At 56.7% G+C, this 18,830-nt stretch carries 11 protein-coding genes; 3 read left to right on the top strand and 8 right to left on the bottom strand.

Going from position 1 to position 18,830, the window contains the following annotated elements; genetic code table 11:
• Nucleotides 1–168: 168 nt before the first annotated feature.
• Nucleotides 169–6,816 (top strand): Ig-like domain-containing protein, encoded by a 6,648-nt coding sequence (locus AC6ROY_RS10475; RefSeq protein ID WP_500100295.1) that lies wholly within the window; start codon nt 169–171, stop codon nt 6,814–6,816.
• Complete coding sequence (locus AC6ROY_RS10470) at nt 6,813–8,300, top strand: glycosyltransferase family 2 protein (RefSeq protein WP_500100294.1); 1,488 nt, start codon at nt 6,813–6,815, stop codon at nt 8,298–8,300. Before AC6ROY_RS10475 ends, AC6ROY_RS10470 begins: the two co-directional genes overlap by 4 nt.
• A gap of 177 nt (nt 8,301–8,477) precedes the next feature.
• On the opposite strand, the gene AC6ROY_RS10465 is transcribed toward AC6ROY_RS10470, so the two are convergent.
• The 7 genes from AC6ROY_RS10465 to AC6ROY_RS10435 all read right to left on the bottom strand — a co-directional run bounded on the left by AC6ROY_RS10465 (nt 8,478) and on the right by AC6ROY_RS10435 (nt 16,848).
• Complete coding sequence (locus tag AC6ROY_RS10465; RefSeq protein WP_500100293.1) at nt 8,478–9,110, bottom strand: superoxide dismutase family protein; 633 nt, start codon at nt 9,108–9,110, stop codon at nt 8,478–8,480.
• A 135-nt stretch (nt 9,111–9,245) separates the two neighbouring features.
• Nucleotides 9,246–10,649 (bottom strand): MFS transporter, encoded by a 1,404-nt coding sequence (locus tag AC6ROY_RS10460; RefSeq protein ID WP_500100292.1) that lies wholly within the window; start codon nt 10,647–10,649, stop codon nt 9,246–9,248.
• A 402-nt stretch (nt 10,650–11,051) separates the two neighbouring features.
• A complete protein-coding gene (locus AC6ROY_RS10455; RefSeq protein ID WP_500100291.1) occupies nt 11,052–11,732 on the bottom strand; it encodes a GNAT family N-acetyltransferase in 681 nt (226 codons plus the stop codon).
• Nucleotides 11,733–11,744: 12 nt separating this feature from the next.
• Nucleotides 11,745–12,608 (bottom strand): carbon-nitrogen hydrolase family protein, encoded by an 864-nt coding sequence (locus AC6ROY_RS10450; RefSeq protein ID WP_500100290.1) that lies wholly within the window; start codon nt 12,606–12,608, stop codon nt 11,745–11,747.
• On the bottom strand, nt 12,605–13,288 hold the full coding sequence (locus AC6ROY_RS10445) for a class I SAM-dependent methyltransferase (RefSeq protein ID WP_500100289.1): 684 nt from the start codon (nt 13,286–13,288) through the stop codon (nt 12,605–12,607). The genes AC6ROY_RS10450 and AC6ROY_RS10445 overlap by 4 nt, the downstream gene beginning before the upstream one ends.
• Before the next feature lie 185 nt (nt 13,289–13,473).
• Entirely contained in the window at nt 13,474–15,144 is a 1,671-nt protein-coding gene (locus AC6ROY_RS10440; RefSeq protein ID WP_500100288.1) for a pyridoxal-dependent decarboxylase, read from the bottom strand.
• A 93-nt stretch (nt 15,145–15,237) separates the two neighbouring features.
• On the bottom strand, nt 15,238–16,848 hold the full coding sequence (locus AC6ROY_RS10435; protein ID WP_500100287.1) for a methyl-accepting chemotaxis protein: 1,611 nt from the start codon (nt 16,846–16,848) through the stop codon (nt 15,238–15,240).
• A gap of 701 nt (nt 16,849–17,549) precedes the next feature.
• Here AC6ROY_RS10435 and AC6ROY_RS10430 point away from each other — a divergent pair.
• Complete coding sequence (locus tag AC6ROY_RS10430; protein WP_500100286.1) at nt 17,550–17,726, top strand: hypothetical protein; 177 nt, start codon at nt 17,550–17,552, stop codon at nt 17,724–17,726.
• Nucleotides 17,727–17,826: 100 nt separating this feature from the next.
• On the opposite strand, the gene AC6ROY_RS10425 is transcribed toward AC6ROY_RS10430, so the two are convergent.
• Nucleotides 17,827–18,807 (bottom strand): helix-turn-helix transcriptional regulator, encoded by a 981-nt coding sequence (locus AC6ROY_RS10425; protein ID WP_500100285.1) that lies wholly within the window; start codon nt 18,805–18,807, stop codon nt 17,827–17,829.
• Between the last annotated feature and the right edge of the window lie 23 nt (nt 18,808–18,830).

Raw genomic sequence — 18,830 nt, 5'->3', positions numbered from 1 at the left:
GCGCTCCCCTCCTAGCCCCAAACCGCTGGCAGGCTCCTGCCCCGGTCTGCTGTGGCGGCTTTCCGTGAAATTTATCACGTTTGCCCGAAATTTAACGAAAGGTTGATTCTATTTCCCACTTTATTCATGGTAGAATAGGCATATAGATTTGACGAAATGAGGTTCCACATGTCCAACTTACCCAATTCATCCTCTTCGGCTCCAACCAAAGCCTGGAAAGCGCTGTTGGCCGCCTCATTGCTTATAGCTCCTGTCGTTTATCCCGCTGCCCCCGTCCATGCAGCGCTCACCCCGCAGCCCGTCCATGATATCGTGGCGCTGCCCGGCGAGCAGATGAAGCTGCAGCTCAAGGATTTGTTTGACGGCAACGCGGGCGCTTTCCAGATTACCGACAGCAGCAACGGCGATGTTGTCTCCTACGACAAGCAGGCCGACGACCTGCAATTGTTTTTCCGTCAGCCCGGTCAGGCTACATTTACCGTTACGCTCAACGGCGCCTCCCGCGAGGTAGCCGTCAACGTACTGGATGCGGGCGATGACGGCCAGATGGATATCGGCGATCTCGTGCGTTATATGGGCGCCAATCCGTCCAAATTTACAGACCGCGCGTCCGTGTCCACCTACCTGCAAACCATTGCTCCGGGCGAGGTCATCACCAACCAGACGCCAACCGTCACCCAGGCGACGTATACGCTGCGCTACAGCTCGGACTTCTCTCTGGAAATGGCCGGCTTTTTCGCAGACCCTGACGGCGATCCGCTGGATTACTTCGTCCTCCCGGCATCCATGAACGGCGTACAGGCGTCGATGAACGGCAGCCGGCTGACCTTGAGCGGCACGCAGACGGCGCGCACTGCGTTTACCGTGTATGCGTCCGATCCGAAGGGCGCGTTTGCTTCGATCAAGCTGCTCCCGAATGCAGCGCCGACACCGGTTGCGGACAGCGTCACGGTGCAGGCGGTGGTGTACACGCAGCCTCAGCCGATTCCGCTCAGCTCTTACTTCACCGATCTCGATCGCGATGCGCTTACGTATCGGATCACCGGTACCGCCGTGACGGATGCCACGTATACGGGAGCACTCGCTCCGCTGACTCCGTATGTCGAGCAAGACCTCCTGCGTTTTAGCGGACAGCTCGCCGGCCGCACGGAAATTTCACTGGTCGCCAGCGACGGGCTGTATGAATCAAGTCCGTTTCATCTCGTGCTTAGCCCTGTGGCGGCAACCACGAATCGGCCCCCGGTCGGCAGATCGTTTTCCGCGGATACGCCGGGAGGCACAACGCCGGCTTCGGTGACGATGGCCACTTACTTTGACGATCCGGACGGCGATCCGCTGACGTATTCCGTCACACCGCAAAGCTCCGGCGGCTTGCTGGCGACGATCCTTGACGGAAAGCTGACCTTCGCCGGCCAGTTGACGGGCGACGCTTCGTTTACCGTCATCGCCCGGGACCCGCTCGGCGCTACAGACAACGCCGTCTTTACGTATCGGTATGTGCAAGCGAACCGGCCGCCGGTAGGCGCCTCGGTCAGCCAGTCCGTTTATAAAAACAGCTCCCTGTCGAGCCTGTCTTTATCTACGATGTTTACGGACCCGGATGGCGATGCGCTGTCGTACAGCTTGTCCCCGTCGTCCTCCGGCGGCATCACGGCAACGATTCAGAGCGGCGTCCTGACCTTTAACGGCAAACTTACAAGCCAAGCAACCTTCACGGTCACCGCCTCCGATAACCGCGGAGGCAGCGGCAGCGCTCTCGTCAGCTTTACTCCGCAGAACCGCGCGCCAATCCGGCTGCTGACGCCGCCAAGCGTGCCGGTATCCATACGGGACGAGCTTGCGCCGATTGAGCTGGCTGCCTATTTCGCAGATCCGGACGGCGATGAGCTGACCTACACGGTCACGCCGGGCTCGCCCGAAGCGCTGAACGGCATTACGGCGAAAATTGTCGATGGCCGCCTGCTGTTTACCGGCAGCATCACGGCTTCCAGCCGGTTCACCGTGCGGGCCACCGACACGGACGGTCATTATGTCGAATCCGAATTCGTTTACACGGTCAGCAACCGCACGCCCGTCGCCGCGCTGACGTGGATCGGCTCCAATGTACACAACAATCAGTTTCCGGTCATCTCGCTGCTGGACAATTTCAGCGATCCGGATGACGAACCGCTGACCTTTACCGTCGAGCCGCTGGAGGTCACGTCCGTCCACGCAAGGATCGAAGGCAAATATTTGATCGTCACCGGCGACTTGTCGCAGCCGGTCAGCTTTACCGTCACGGCTGCCGACAGCCACCAGGCTTCCGTGCAAGCCGTCTACCAGTTTACCCCGGCCAATACGGCGCCGACGGCGGAAGCGCAGACGATCAACGGCGCGCGCAACACAACGCCTAACGCAATTGATTTGACCGATAACTTCAAGGATGCGGAAGGCGACCCGCTTGTGTTCAGCGTGACTTCGGCCACAAGCGGCGGACTCCAAGCGATGCTCAAGGGCAACGAGCTGAGATTCAGCGGCCAGCAAACGAGCGAAGCGTCGTTTGAGATCACCGCTGTTGACCCGATGGGCGGCCGGACAACGGTCGTCTACACGATTTTGCTGGTTAACAGCGCTCCGGTCGCGGAGCACAGCGAGCTGACGGTCGAGGTACATAACAAAGTCAATCCGATCCAGCTCGCCGCCAATTTCTCCGATGCGGATGGCGATGCGCTGACGTATACGGTCGACCCGCCTGTCCATGGCACGGTTCAGGCTTCGATTGTCGGCAGTGAGCTGATCATTGCCGGCATGCCGACGGATACGGTCAGCTTCACGGTCACGGCGACCGACAGCCACAACGCTTCCGCCAGCACCGTGTACAAGCTGGTGCCGGTCAATAACGCGCCAACCGCCTTGCCGCAGACGATTAACGGCGCTCACAACACAACGCCAGCTGCGGTCGACCTGTCGGCCAATTTTCAGGATGCCGATGGCGATTCCCTGGTATTCACCGTTTCCACGGTCGCGGACGGCGGGCTGGCGGCTCACATCAACGGCAATCAGCTGACCTTTACAGGTTTGCAAACGAGCCAGGCCGTGTTTGAAGTAACGGCAACCGACCCGATGGGCGCAACGGTTACCGTGCAGTACACCGTTATTGAGGTCAACCGGCCGCCGGTCGGTACTGCGGGCAGCTTCAATTTATACAAGGGCGATACGCCGGCCGCGATTGACCTGGGCCACTACTTTAGCGATCCGGATGAAGAGGCTTTGACTTACGAGCTTACGACCGGACCTGGCCAGGGCCTCTCTGCTGTTGTCGAAGGCCATATGCTGACATTTACCGGGGCCATTACCGGCTCGGCGGACTTCATCATCGAAGCGACTGACAAGCGCGGACTTTCAACGAAAGCAACCTTCACGCTTACCGTCGTGAACCGCGCGCCGACCGCCGAGCCGCAGACGATTAACGGCGCACGCAACACGACGCCAGCCGCTGTCGATCTGACCGCCAATTTCCAGGATGCCGACGACGATTCCCTAGTGTTCACCGTCTCCGCCATCGCAGACGGCGGCTTGGAGGCCCGGATCAGCGGCAATGAACTGATCTTCACCGGCAAGCAAACCGGCCAGGCCGAGTTCGAGGTAACGGCAACCGACCCGAAGGGCGCCACCAAAACGGTGCTGTATACCGTCGTCGAGATCAACCAGCCGCCGGTCGGCGCTGCGGGCAGCTTCAACGTCTACAAGGGCGATACGCCGGCCGCGATTGACCTGAGCTACTACTTTAGCGATCCTGAGGAAGAGGTTTTGACCTACGAGGTCACGGCCGAGCCAGGTCGAGGTCTTTCGGCCCGCATCAACGGCCAGCTGCTCACCTTTACCGGATCTATTACCGGTTCGACGGATTTCACCATCGAAGCGACTGACAAGCGCGGACTTTCGACCAAGGCTACGTTCACCTTCACGGTCGTCAACCGCGCGCCGGTTGCCGCACAGAGCGAATTGACGTTGGAGGTCCACAACAAGGTCAACCCGATCCAGCTCGCCGACAATTTCTCCGATGCGGATGGCGATGCGCTGACGTATACGGTCGACCCGTCGGATTACGGCACGGTCCAGGCTTCGATCATCGGCAGCGAGCTGATCATCACCGGCGTGCCGACGGACACCATCAGCTTTACCGTGACCGCAACGGACGGACGCAACCGTTTCGTCAGCGCCGTCTACAAGCTCGTGCCGGTCAATAACGCGCCGACCGCCGAGCCGCAGACGATCAACGGCGCACACAACACAACGCCAGCTGCGGTCGACCTGTCGGCCAATTTTCAGGATGTCGATGGCGATTCCCTGGTATTCACCGTTTCCGCCGTCGCGGACGGCGGGCTGGCGGCTCACATCAACGGCAATCAGCTGAGCTTCACTGGCTATCAAACCGGTCAGGCCGAGTTCGAGGTGACCGCAACTGACCCGATGGGCGCGGCCAAAACCGTGCTGTATACGGTCATCGAGGTGAACCAGCCGCCGGTCGGCACAGCGGGCAGCTTCAATTTATACAAGGGGGATACGCCGGCCGCAATTGACCTGAACAGCTACTTTAGCGATCCGGATGAAGAGGTTTTGACCTACGAAATCACCTCCATGCCGAATCAAGGTCTTTCTGCCTTCATCGAGGGCGCTATGCTGGCATTTACCGGCGACATTGCCGCTTCGACGGATATCACCGTCAAAGCGACCGACAAGCGCGGACTTTCGACCGAGACAACGTTCACCCTCACGGTTGTGAACCGCGCGCCGGTCGGTGTTCCTTACACCAGGGAGATTAGTCGAAACACCTACGTGCCATACATTACCTTGTCAAGCCTGTTCACCGAAGAGGACGGCGACACGCTGAGCTACCAGGTGGAGACGATTGAATCCGGCACTTTGCAGATGATGGTATCAGGCAATCTCCTGATGTTCACCAGCCCGATCACGGCCAACGCCAGCTACCTGGTGACGGCGACCGAGGAGCGAAGCGACGGCAAGCCTGCTTTGTCGGCAACCGCCGAGGTCACGCTTTATGCAGTGAACAATGCTCCTACTGTTGAAATGTCGGAGGTTACGGACTATTACCTGCTGACGGGCGAGGGGATCGCCTATACAAGCGAGCCGTTGTCGACGCTGTTCACGGATGCTAACAACGATCTGCTGACGTACGAGGTCATACCGGTTCAATCGAACGGACTGACGGCTCAGCTTATCAATAACGACGAATCATCGGACAAGCAGTTGTCGATTAAGGGGGTTCCGGAGCAAGCGGACGCCAGGGCGGAATTTGTTCTGAAAGCTACCGATCCGGACGGAGAGTCGGTTTCCCTCACCCTCTATCTGTTGGGCAATCACAAGCCTAGATTTAATCCGAACGCACAGCACTACATATTCGTCAATCACGAAGGCCAGGCGCATAACGTGAATCTGAACTCGCTCGTTAAGGACGAGGACGGTGATGCGCTGACGTTTGTGCTGGATTCCGCAGAGCACTGGGGCGATCAGGTCGCCTCCAACTACGCAGGGCTAGAAAATATTTATGTTAGCGGCAATGAGTTGAAGTTCGCAGGGGAAGTCACGGAACAAGAGGGCAGCTATACCAGCCTGTACGTATACCTGACGGCGCTCGACGGCAAGGGCGGCGTGTTTAATTTTACGCTGCAAGGACGTGTCAACGAAGTGCCTGCCGTTAACCGCGCCATTGTTCCCGTCAGCTACCTGAAAGACAAGCCGCCGGGCGTGGTTGCCTCTGCCAATGTCGCTAGCAACTTTTCAGACCGGGATGATGATGAGTTGTACTGGGAGCTTGTCGATGAGCATCCGCTGCCTGGGTATGAAGCGCGCTTTTTTTATCCGTCTGGTCAGATGCAGCTGCAGCTGCGCAAAACGGATGCCGTCACGGAGGAAGCGCTTGTCGTTCCAGTCAGAGTGCGCGCCCATGATGCGCAGGGCTACGCCGAGGCGACCTTCCGCTTTATGCTCAATCAACCGCCGTCAAGCCTGCTGCCGTCAACGGTTGACGTTGCGCCGGACATTGAGAAGCTGATTTCCAAAAAGCTGTTTGCCGACCCGGATGAAGATGACTTCACGGTGAACACGTCCATTCCGTATGAAGGCAACCCGGCCAATTGGCTGGGTACGACGATGAGCATGTACGGTCAGATCATTTCTGTGGCAAATCACAATGCGTCTGCGAACACGACAGCGTCCGTTGTGTTCACTGCGACAGACAATCACAACCAGACCACGACGCAAACGGTCATGATGCGCAAGGCCAGCGAAGCTCTTCAACAGCTGCCGGACACACAGATGGCGACCAGCAGCACCTTCACGCTGAAAAATCTGAAGCAGCACTATGGACTAATCGGCTCCTATACCTTCAAGGCGTACACCGAAAGCCCGGCGCTCGACGTCAGCATGTCCGAAGACAGCCAGCATCTGACCTTGGCTGCGAACACGCCAACCGAGGAGCCTGCCAAAGTGACGGTCATCGCGACGTCCGAGGACGGAACAATCGGCTTCATTGATCAGTTTATTGTAAAAATTGCTACGCCTTCGCCGCTGGGCAGCCCTTATGAAGTGCTTAATCCGTTCGGCATTGATGTCGTCGCTAACGGCACCCAGATCGAGTCGAGCAATGAGGCGTATACGGCGACGCTATCCCCGGATTCCGATGCGGGCAAGATCAAATTCGTCATTACGTTCGAAAATATGAACATGGGGATGGTCACCTTTACCTTAAAAACGACACTGCCTGACGGCAGCGTGGGAATGATCTATGAAATTCCCTACTTTCCGAACGTATGAACAGCGCTCAACATGACCGGGTAGCCGCTCCCGCTCAGCCGCCCGACACGGTGTTCGCGCCGATTATCGCGTATTTGCAGCAGCAGCAGTATGCAGAGGCTCAGCAAGCCGCCGCCGCCGCTTTGCGCAGCGTGCCGCTTGCGGCGCAAAGCTGGTGTCTGCTTGGCGAAGCCCTGATGCATCAGGGCTTCGGCGCTGCAGCCCGGCAGGCGTTCGATCGAGCCTGGCTGCTTGATCCGCAAGCGGATTGGATGGATCAGGTGACCCGCCGCTTGCAGCACATCCCGCCGGGTCCATCCCGCGAGGACGTGCGCGAGCTGCTCCGTCCGAAGCAAGTATCCGTCGCTGCGGGCATTATCGCCCGCAACGAGGAACGTACGATCGCCCGCTGCCTGTCCAGCCTCGTCGAAGCCGTTGACGAAATCGTCCTGATTGACAGCGGCTCAACCGACCGGACGCTGGACATCGCCGCCAGCTTTCCGCAGGTGCGGATCGTACGTACGACTTGGCAGGACAGCTTTGCCGAGCTGCGCAACGAAGGCTTGCGGCATTTCAACGCCGATTGGGTGCTGTGGGTCGATGCCGACGAATATTTACATGAGGACGATCTGGCAGCTGTACGGGAGGCCGCCGGGCTATTCGATGAGCTGCCGCTTCCGCCGATCCTTTCGATTTGGCAGGTTAACCAGGTCAGCGGCGCGATCATGCATGAATTTTCCCAGGCGCGGTTTTTCCCTTTGCGCCGGGGATTTCGCTATCACGGCCGCGTGCATGAGCAGATCGGGCCGGAAGCAGGATTGCTCGCTGACTTTGCCGCTTACCGGCAGCCGGTACGAATCCGGCTGCTGCATGACGGCTACGAGCCGACCATCGTTGCCGCCAAGCACAAGCTGCAGCGCAACCTGCACCTGCTGGAGCTGATGGTGCGCGAGCAGCCGGAGCATCCCGGCTGGTGGCTCTACCATGCGCGCGAATCGCTGGCGCTTGGCTTGCGCGCACAAGCGCTGGACAGCTTGGAGCAAGCGGCTGCGGCCGCCCGTCATGTCCCCGTCTTCGCGCGTATGCTGGATGTGCATATGCTGACGGCCAAAATTCGCGCGGCCGACGCCGATTGGTCCGCCGTCGAGGCAAGCTGTCGGCAGGCGCTTGAGCTGCATCCTGATTTCCCGGATGCGCTCTTCTATCTTGCGCTGGCCAAGCTCAAGCAAGGCTACGCGCTGTACCGCGAAGCCGAAGCAAGCCTCAGGCAGGCGAAGCAAGGCTTCTCTACGTACCGCGGCGCCGTCAGCCCGGATTATGAGATCGGTCGCTGGAAGGCCGATGCCTCCATCGCCGATATCGCCCGCTCCGTCGGCAAATTCGGCGACGCTGCGCAGCTCTACCATCTGCTGTCCGCCCAGTTCCCCTATGCGGACAGCTTGCAGAAGCCGCTGCGGCTGATCGAGGAGCAGCGCGCGCTGTTAAATCAGATCTACGAAGCGTAAGCTAAGCATCGTCGTTGAAGTCGCAAGCGGCTCGGCGCGAACCGGGCGGGCAAGCACGAAGAGCCGCTTGCTCTACAGCCAAGCGCTTAACTGAAAAAGACGTGTTCATCACCATCCGAATGGGAATGAACACGTCTTTTTCTGTACGTCTCAATCTGTGCAAACGGCCGTCTGTCATCAGCCCTGCTTAATTTCGCCGCAAGCAACTCGCGCCCCGGCATTGCCGGCAGGCGCGGACTTGTAATCATCCGCCTTCTCATGAATGACCAGCGCCGTTCCGTCTTGCCTCAGCAGCGTATTTGGCTTGCCCGGCTCCAGCGTCACTCCGGACGCCACAAACCGGATCGGCGCAACGCCTTGCGCATCCGCCGTCACATTGAGCAGATCGCCTGCGTGGCCGCCGTCTGCGTTATGGGTGCCGTGGGCATGGCCGCCCGGGTTAAAATGACCGCCTGCCGACTGAAAATCAGGCGCCAGACAGTTTCCCCGCTCATGCACATGGAAGCCATGCTCCCCGGCCGTCAAGCCGCGGGCTTCTCCTTCCAGCCGCACGCCCTCCGGGGTTTGCGTCAAGACAACCTCTCCAGCCGCCTGCCCCTTCGCGTCAAGCAGCTTCACTCGCACGGATGCGTCCCGGCTCTCTGCCGCCATCACCGCCGTGCTGCCTTCGCCATGCGGCGCATCGTAGCCCGGCTTCGTCTTCGCATCGGTTTTTATCCAGGTCAACAGACTGTTATCGCAGCCTGAGAGCAGCAGCAGCGACAGCGCCGCCGCTCCGGCCAGACTTCGTTTGTGCGTCAGCATACGCATAGGTATCTTCTCCTCCTTTGGCATCCACGGCTTTACGTCCAGTGTTGCCGGAGAAAAGCCGCTTTAAACCTGTGCGAAGCCTGTGCGCTGCGCGCGATCCCAACCCGATCCCACAGCCCGACCCAGCTTACCGGTTTAACGAAGCGGAGACGTCCTGGCCTGGCTGGCGTCTGGCTTCAGCCTTTGACCAAACAGGCTTCGGTACAGCACAATCACTCCGACCAGCAGCAGACCCAAAATCAGGAAAATGTTACTGAAGATCAGTCCATCCTGTGCGGTAAACAGCGGATTCAGCTGGAAGGCAGGCGTGCCCAAATCAAGCGTCTTGCCGAGCACGGCTGTAGCTGCTGCTCCCGCAATAAAATTCAGCATGGAAAACAGCCCCATGCCAATTCCCGCCTGCTCCTTGGCCAACGTGCGGGAAACCGTGTTGGACATCGCAATTTGCATAAAAATTTGCCCGATATACCCGATAATCAGAAACAGCGCAACCCAGTACGGCGACAGTCCGGCTACCGTAGACAACGCCAGAAAGCAGCCCAGCAGCAGAAAGGACGCGGCGTACGCCAGAAACGAATTGCCTTTGTCATCAGCAAGCTTGCCGCCCTTCTTCCCCAGCAGCGCAGAGGAAATGGCCGCCGGAAACATCAGAAAACCGATCGCGGCCGGGCTGACGTGGTTCACATTGGCAAGCAGCTGCGGAATGGTGAAGGCGATGCCGAAGCTGAAGCTCGTAGCCAGAAAAGCGATCAGCAAGCCGCTTACATACGCTTTGTTGCGGAATAGCGCAGGCTGGACAAAGGGCTCAGCCGCCGTCCGGATTCGAAGCATAAACAAAACAAACAGGATGACGCCCGCGCCGACCAGCGCCAGCGAGGACAACGTAATGGCAAGCAGCAGTGAAGCGACGGCAGCTGCCAGCAGCCCTCCGCCGGCAAAGTCGATCCGGCCCGCGCTTCCACGCTCATCATCCAAATATTTGCGGTAAAACGGCAGCGTCAGCAGCGCCAAAATCGACAACGCAAACAACAGCCTCCAGCTGGCGAAGCTCGTCACGAAGCCGGCAACAATCGGACCAAGCGCCGCTCCAAGCGACAAGCCGATAGCCGTCGTTCCCAACGCCCGGCCCCGTTTTTCCGGCGAAAAATAGCGGATCGGGATAATCATCGCCGTCGCCGGAATGACCGAAGCGCCTGCCGCCTGCAGCACCCGTCCAGCGATAACCATCCAGAACTGCGTCGCCGCCAGCCCGACAATCGAGCCAAGCGCGAAAAAAATCAAGCCGATCGTCAGCAAGTCCTTCAGCTTGTACTTGTCCGCCAGCTTGCCGAAGGTCATCGAGCCGATTGCATATACAATCATATAGCTCGTTACAATCCAGCTGACCTGCGAGGCGTTCAATTGAAACTGCCGGCTGATTTCCGGCAAAACGACGTTAAACATCGAGGCGTTCATCACGGATAAAATCAAGGTGAAAACCAGTACGCGGAGCAGCTTCTCTCCGGCTTGAGCCTGCTGCGGGTGAGTAGGGTCGTTCATACGTTTTTCCTTCTTTCGTTCTCAGTCTGGTCAAATGCTGCTTCCTGGCTCGCATTTGCTTTCTTCGTTCCTGGCTCCTGTCTCCTGCGCTTTCCAAGCGATCCCGGCTTGCTTTGCGCCGCTTCCGTCTTCTCTCCGGGAGCATGGGTTTGCCTGTACTCGTTCTATTATCACGCCGATGACAGACTTAGTCAACAAAAAAGTATATTAAGTTTTTGTGCGAAGCCGCACGCAATCAGGGAAGCTTCTACACGAGGCCAATTCGGCGAAGCTGCCTTCGCGGTTTAGCGGAATTGCCAAATAAGCCGGAGGAAACGGGTCTCTCGACCGCTCCCCCAACCTTTCTGAGCGAAACTTCGGACATTACAATCAGCATGGCTCTGCCTTGCAAGCAGCTTGCTGCTACCCGGCGCGGAACGGGTTGCGCCACTCCATCAGCATCGCGTAATTGTGCGATTCCTCATCTTCAAGATAATTCGCCACCAGCTTGACGGGCGTCCGGCCGCATTTGAGCAAAAACGTCATGACCGGGTCCTTCAGCTGCCCTGCCAGTACAGCCTGCACATAAGCTTCCGCCTTCATGTCAGCGGCAACCCGGTCGTAGCCCGGAAGCCGCCCGCCGCCCAGCAGCCGATCCAGGTTCAAGCGCACAACGACCTCGTACATCGACAGCATCAGCCATTTGCCCAGCCCCAGCTTGCGATAGGCGGGTCTGGCCCCGATATCGACGACGTATAACGTGTTGCCGTCAGCCCGATGGTTGGAAATATATCCGGCATCCGTCATTTCCACCCAGTTGTGGTCCGGGTCGCCCGGCTCGTAATTCACCAGCAGACCGGTCATGGAGGCGACCAGCTCGCCTTCGATTTCGACGCATAATGCTCCTTCCGGAAACAGGCTCACATGATTGCCCAACTGCTCCTCATTCCACCACAGCTCCGCAGGAAACGGCGGCGGGAAGCATTCCTGCTGAATGCGAATCATGCCGGCAAAGTCGGCCTTCGTATACGGGCGGATCACCGCCTTCACCGGATGGTCGCCGTCCATCACGTACAGTTCCTTGCGGTAGCTGAACCTGTGCATGCCTGCTCCCTCCTAGCTCCAGTCGGTATACAAATCGGTGCGACGATCCCGCCACGTGGTCACGGAGCCTTTCTCCCGCACCTGGTACAGCAGATGCAGGTCCAGATCGCCGGTGATGATCATATCCCCGTTGATTTCGCCTGCGGTCATGATGCCAGCCGGCGGAAACGGCACATCATTCGGCGTGATAAGGGCTGCCTGCCCGTAATTGCCCCGCATAAAGTCAACGGTCGGCAGCGAACCGACTGTGCCGGTCGTGACCACATACACCTGATTTTCAATCGCGCGAGCGTGACACGTATAACGCACCCGGTGGAAGCCATGCCGGTCATCCGTGCACGACGGGCAAAAAATAACGTCCGCTCCGCGTGCCTTTGCCATCCGCACAATTTCTGGAAATTCAATGTCGTAGCAAATCAGCAAAGCAATTTTCCCTTTATCCGTATCGAAAACGGCCAGCGAATCACCCGCGCCCATCCGCCACTCCTTGACCTCGGACGGCGTAATATGCAGCTTGCGCTGCGTTGCGATCCGGCCGTCCGGATAAAACAGGTACGCCGCATTATACAGCGTCCCGCCCTCCTCCACGATGTGGGTGCCGCCGATCAGGTGCATCCCTGTCGTCGTCGCCAGCCGCCGGAACAGCGCCTCGTAATCCTCCGTAAAGCCGGGCAGCGCCGTAATCGGCAGTCCGACCTTGCGATTATCCGGCGTGCCGATCGACAGCAGCTGTGTCGTGAACAGCTCCGGAAACAGCACAAAGTCGGCTTCAAACTCAGCTGCCGTCTTGACGTAATGCTCAACCTGATCGGCAAACTCCTCGAAGCTTGCCACGGTATGCAAATGATATTGTACCGCCGAAACTCTCATCTTCATGGTTCTTGTCTCTCTCCTTGTTCTCCATACTCCCCCGTCTGTTCGGCAATCGGGTCGAAAAATAACAGGCGCGGCTTCTTCACGCACCACGTCGTCATTGAGCGCAGCTGCTCGACCTGAACCGTTTTGATCGGCTCCAGCAGCAGCCCGTGCAGCTTTTCCGTCCATTTGCGCAGCATGTCCAGATCAGCCAAATATCGCTCGCTGCCGTCGGGCAGCGCAAACCGCCGATTGCCGAGCGGTACAGCCTGCTGCTCCAGCCCGATTGTCGAGGCCAGACGTACAAATAGCAGCCCTCCCGGCTTCAGCACGCGCCACAGCTCGGTCAGCATTTGCCTGAATTGCTCGTCGTGTTCGGCAAAATGCAGAACCGCGCAGGCAATCACGACATCAAAGGTGTCGTTGGCGAAGCTAAGCTTCTCTAGCGGCTCCACCCGGAACCGTTCCTCCAGCTGCTCGGGCGGCAAGCCAATTTCCCCGGCCATGCGGCGCACAGCCTCAATCGCCTCCGCAGAGCGGTCAACGCCATATACGTCGTAATGCTCCCGTATAAAATAACGAAGATTGCGGCCTTCTCCGCATCCTGCATCCAGGACCTGCATGCCAGGCGCAATCCGGCCCTTCAATAACTGATCGAACAAGTAAATATCGATAAGTCCGAACTGCTCTCTAGGATTCATGCCCCCGCTCACTCTCTTCCAATTCAAGGCGTTGTACGGTATTATAGCATGATTCGGTCGTCCGGCTCCACGCCTTCACCTGATTTTTGCGCCGGATATCCGCACGTGCAGGCCGAAAAGGCCCAACGGCAAACGCCGCGGGCCCAACGGATGAAAGCTGAAATACCAAAATATAAGCTGTCGGCTTATTTAAAGCCCAATCCCTGTTCATGGGTAAAGACGTCTCCGATGGTCTTCGGCTGATCGAAGGCATCGCTTGCCTTGAGAGCATCCATCAGCGTTAAAATCAACTGATCTGTCACATGCTCCATTGTAAAAATATGAGCGTAGCTAACCCCGTCCAACTGCTCGGTTGACAAGGAAAAGCGGGTGACAATAGACGGATTCGGCTTCAAAAACCTTACGGTCAGCGCACCTGGCGAACGACCTATATGCAAATCCAGTTCGCGCCATACGGTCTGTTGCAAAAGCTGCAGCTCTTCGTAGGCTCTTTGCGCCAAATTTTCCAGCCGAATCGCTTTGTCCACCTGATCGGCATAGGAGTGCTTGGCAAAATAATGCCACAGCAGCAAGGCGGAAAATCCGTTACGTGATCCCGACAAGGTGGAATCGCGAGCCCCGACATAGCTGACATCGACAAAGTTAAGCAAATATTTTGTTTTGCTCATATAGACGCCCGTTGGCCACGGCGCTCCAATTTCCTTATGTCCGCTAACGGAAATCGAATGGACGTAAGTTCGGAAATCAAAAACAGGCACATCTCCGGAATATCGTCCTTGCCTCTTGGCCATTTCCAGAAAAGGCATATAAGCGGCGCCAAGCGCTCCGTCCACATGGAACCAGAAACCGTTGCGTCGGCTGCTGACCGTTTTGTCTCCAACCACGACGTGCAGATCACGCTCAAACAAATGATTGGCCTTCAGAATCGGCAGTAACTCATTCACAGCTTTTTCCACCTGATCGTACTCACCCTTGAACGTTGTGCCGAAATTAAAATTGACAACGATGGGATGGCCTTTGGCAGCAAAAAACGCTACGAGCTCCTTGAGCGCATCCAGATTGACGGAGCCGTCATCGTTGGACGGAACCTTCTCCGGCCAATCGCCGCCAACGGGAGATTCCTTCGGGTAATGTGCATTTCCATATTCCGAGAAGGTGGGCAGCAGCAGCAAATCCTTGATTTTGTCAATGGAATAGTGCGTATCCTCCGAATAAAACAAGATCGGAATGTAGGCGTTGGGGTTGTCCTCATGCAGCTCTTCTCCAGACACACTGCCATTCGGCTCAGCAGTCTGGCCGCCTTCAGCCCTCGCCTCCTGCCGCTTCAAAAACCGACCTTGATACAGCTTGCTGCGAAGCTGAACGGGCTGATCGTCCCGCTGCAATTCGCCGTCGGCATTCGGATTTGCAATATCGGATGCGAGCAGCTTGCCCGACAAATAGTCTCTTGCATTTCTTAAGCCGTAAAGATTGCCCTCCGTGCCTCCCATGGAGACAACATAACCCCAGTAAGAGTCGCCATCCTTGTCATTATGCGGCGATTTGGCATTCCACAGCTTGGCAAAATAGTCCAGCACCGCCCGCTCGATCCATTTGGTATTCAGCATGAAATTGCCCGATTGGAACGGATCTCCGATATTATTCAAATGCATGTTGAGGTAGTCGGCAAGATCGTCCTTATAATTTAACGCCTGATTGGCCTGATAGCCCAAGAAATTGGATTTGTAGAGCTGAGTATACGCCTTCAATTGACCCAACGCTTCATTAAATTGGACGGCAGGCAGCGCCTGTTCTCCGAGTTCGAACAGCTTGGTATCAATACCGGGTACTGGCGGGTAATCGTTGTAGGATGTCATCTTCTATTCTCCTCATCGGTTTTGTGTAGTGCGTGATTACGAACAAATGGCCCGGCCAAGTACGCAAAAATTCAGCTAAGGCGGCGTTATGCGCTAAAGCTTGAATTTCTGGACGGTTTGCTGCAATTCGCTTGCCATATCTGACAGGCTGCGAAAGGACGCCGTGATCTGCTGCATCGTTGCACTTTGCTCCTGCACCGCTGCTGCAATCTCCTCATATCCGGCAGACTGCTCCTCTGTAATGCCCGAAATTTGCTGCATCCTGCCGGAAATGCTTTCAAACGAATGCTCCGCCTTTTTAATCGCCTGACTCAACCCCGTCATAGGGGCAGAAAACGAAGCGATTCCGTTAAAGATCAGCTGGAAATTTCCTTGCATTTCCTGGATCCAGCTTTGTCCATTTTCCATTGCATGATTGCCCTGCTCAATGCTCTCCAGCACACGCGCACTCTCCAGCTGCGTGCTGGAAATCAGCCCCGCGATGGAGCCGGCCGCCCGCGACGATTCCTCGGCAAGCTTCCTTACCTCGCCCGCCACCACAGCAAAGCCCTTGCCCTGCTCGCCAACTCTGGCTGCCTCAATTGAAGCGTTCAGCGCAAGCAAATTGGTTTGCGTTGCAATGCCGGTAATCATATCAATAATATCTCCGATTTCCTTGGAGCGGGAGCCAAGCCGGACAGCGGCTTCCTGAGAATCTCTCATTTTTTGCTGAACCTCGCCCATCTGTCCCAGCGTATTTTCAACCAGTCGCTGCCCGCTTTTTGAATGCTCGGACATCGTAGCCGCCAGCTGCTGCATCGTCTGCACCTCGGACGCCACCTTGCTCAAATCGGCGCTTACCTCAGCAATTGAAGACGTGCTGTCGACAATTGATGCCGCCACCTCGGCGGTGCCCTCATTCATGCTGTTCATTGATGCAGCAACCTGCTGCGAGCTTGCGCTCATATCCGTGGCGGAATGGTAAAGCTGCCCGCTGGTTCCCTTTACGGTAACCGCCGATTCGGAAATTTTCCGAATCAACACATCCAGATTGCTGCGCATGTCCGAAAACGCTTCACCCAACTTGCCCAGCTCATCCTTACGCCGGATTTCCGTTTGCTGCGACAAATCGCCGGCAGCAACCCTTTCCATCTCGCGCATAAGCGTTAGAATGGGTTTCGTTATACTGCGGCTCAACAAATAAGCGACCAGTATACCCAACACCGCCGCTACCGCAATGAGGATCAACGTTGCCCGCAAAACATCCGCTTTGACCTGTTCGACAACCGATGCGTCAATATCAATACCCGCCACGCCAAAAACTTGTCCGCTGCTATCCTTCACAGGTATAAACACCGATTTGAAAGTGCCGTATTCATCGCTATAAATTGGACTGAAAACGGTTGCTCCGGTTTCCATCGCCTCCTTCATGAATGGCGTAAATGCATATTCGGTGCCATATTCCGCAACGGATGCGTAAATAACTTGCTCCTTGTTTTGCAGTCGTCCCAGAATAAAGACATTTTCAAAACCATTTTCACGCTTGGTCCGCTCAAACTGCGCTTCAATTTGAGCGTAAGCCGGATGCTTGGCGCTATCAATTGTACTTGCGTTCCCCGAAACAGAAGCTAAAGCCGTACTTACCTCCTGAATGCCTACGTTCAGTCTTAATGTAATCTGCTGCTCCAGCTGTCTGACCAGCTTACTGCTAGTATCACTCTCCACTCCTGCAAAGGCGACGCAAAGTAAAATAACCAGAGTCACCACGATAGTCGTTAATTTTACGGATATCCTGCTAAAAAAAGAAACTTTTCGATTACGCTGCTCTTGGTTCACGCCGACCTGCTCTTGCATCGTTATATCCATTCCTTTCGTTCGATTCGCTCCAGGCACAAACGGAATAAATTCCGTCCGCCTCACAAAAAATAACCCGAACAGACGATTCTATGCTATCCTTTTGTTCTCTTTCTAAAAGGATAACATCGCTGAAAGGGTTACAAGTATTCCTGTATCCAATTCCCGAGCGATTAACCACACCCCTGTCCCGTACCCAAAATTTCTTACCTGTTTGCCCGGCATCCTGATTACCTCTAGCACGAATGATTCGCCCCAGGAAGGAAAGATCCAGTAACAATGTAAATCTCTCAATTTCTTATAACATTAGAACAATTAACCACAATTATTAATTCCATTATAGTTTTTTTCTTCCAAAATGACAATATGAACGCACGAAAAAGAATGATTTTTGTCCAATGACTCCAGAACTTGTCACCATTAGATGCAATACTGGCTGAAGTCGTTGATCCCAGATTCCCAGAGGAGCTGATTCTGCGACCATTTATTTCCAACCGCCCGTTATCCGCACGTTTGACGAGCTGCTTGTCGTCGGTGTTGCACAGAAGCACGCCTTCCAGCCAGGCGGTCCTATGCCGACCATCCCTCCGCAGTGGGCCGCATTTATGCAGCGAATCGGCGACATTCAAGGCTTCCGCGGCATTACGCTCGGCATCTCGTTAGCCGACCAGCCGGGCGACAAGCCGATGGACACCCTGCACTACGTAACCGGTGCGGTAAGCTGCAGAACAACCCGCATCGCTGCATAAGCCGCCCGTTCGGGCGGCTATTCGCCGTGCAGCCCCCTTTATTCCCCATGCCATGACCTATCCCCCGCCTATTTCACCGCTATACGCCCCTGTTTCCCCCTTAATCCCCGTACGCTCCCCTCAGCTCGCGCAGCCAGCTGCGAACCTCCGCGACCACCGATTCCGGCTTGACGATCACGACATCCGAACCAAGCCCGGTGAAATACCGCACATAAAAATCCGTCTCGCTTGCATCAATGCTCAACCGCAGCCGGCCCGCCCCTTGGTCGTCCACCTGCAGCGCCTGATCAAACCCGCTTTCCCAGCGCAGCTTGCGGACACCCTCCGCCGTCAGACGCAACTCCAGCTCCAGCTTCGTGGAGCCGCCTTCCTGCGGGTCCGGCGTGCCGGGCAGCTGGCCGGGCGACTTCAGCCATTGGCTGACCGACCAGCCGCCCTGCTCCATCACCGGATGCCCCTCCTCGGCCCAGTCCGCCTCCAGCAGCCGATCCGCCCGGAACAGCTGCGTCCGCTCCTTGAGAAAGCAAAACGCCGGAGCATACCAGAACCCGTTATGGGAATAAACGCCAATCGGCTGAATGACCCGATCCTTCGCTCCATCCTTGGAATCGTACGTAACCCGCAGCGGGCGCTGCTGCATCGCCGCATCCAGCAGCAGGCTCAAAAACGGCATCGTCACCGGCCGCTGAGGCGACCAGAACACGATTCGCTGCTTCATCGCATCAATTTTCAGCTTCGTATCCTCGGGCAAGTAATAGTAAAATTTGTTGAGGGCGGTTACCGCCTCCTGATCAAACGGCAGCGCTCCGTAATGCTGCAAGGACTGGTACGCGAAAAACATCGCCACCGCCTCCTGCTCCGAAAACATAATCGGCGGCAGCAGCCGCTCGTTCAGCACCCGGTAGCCGCCATGCGGACCGTATTCCGCATACAGCGGCAGCCCCAGCTCATCCAGCACCTGCAAATCCCGCATAATGGTGCGCTTCGACACCTGAAACTCCTCAGCCAGCTCCCGCACCGTAAATTTCCGCTTTTTATTTACCGCAATCATCAATTCCAGCAACCGCTTCGATTTGCTCATCTCTGTACCGCTCCATTTCTGCT

The sequence above is a fragment of the Paenibacillus sp. sg306046 genome (assembly GCF_059821225.1).
Note: the sequence above shows the minus strand (reverse complement) of the source record. Positions and strands in the feature narration are given on the sequence as shown.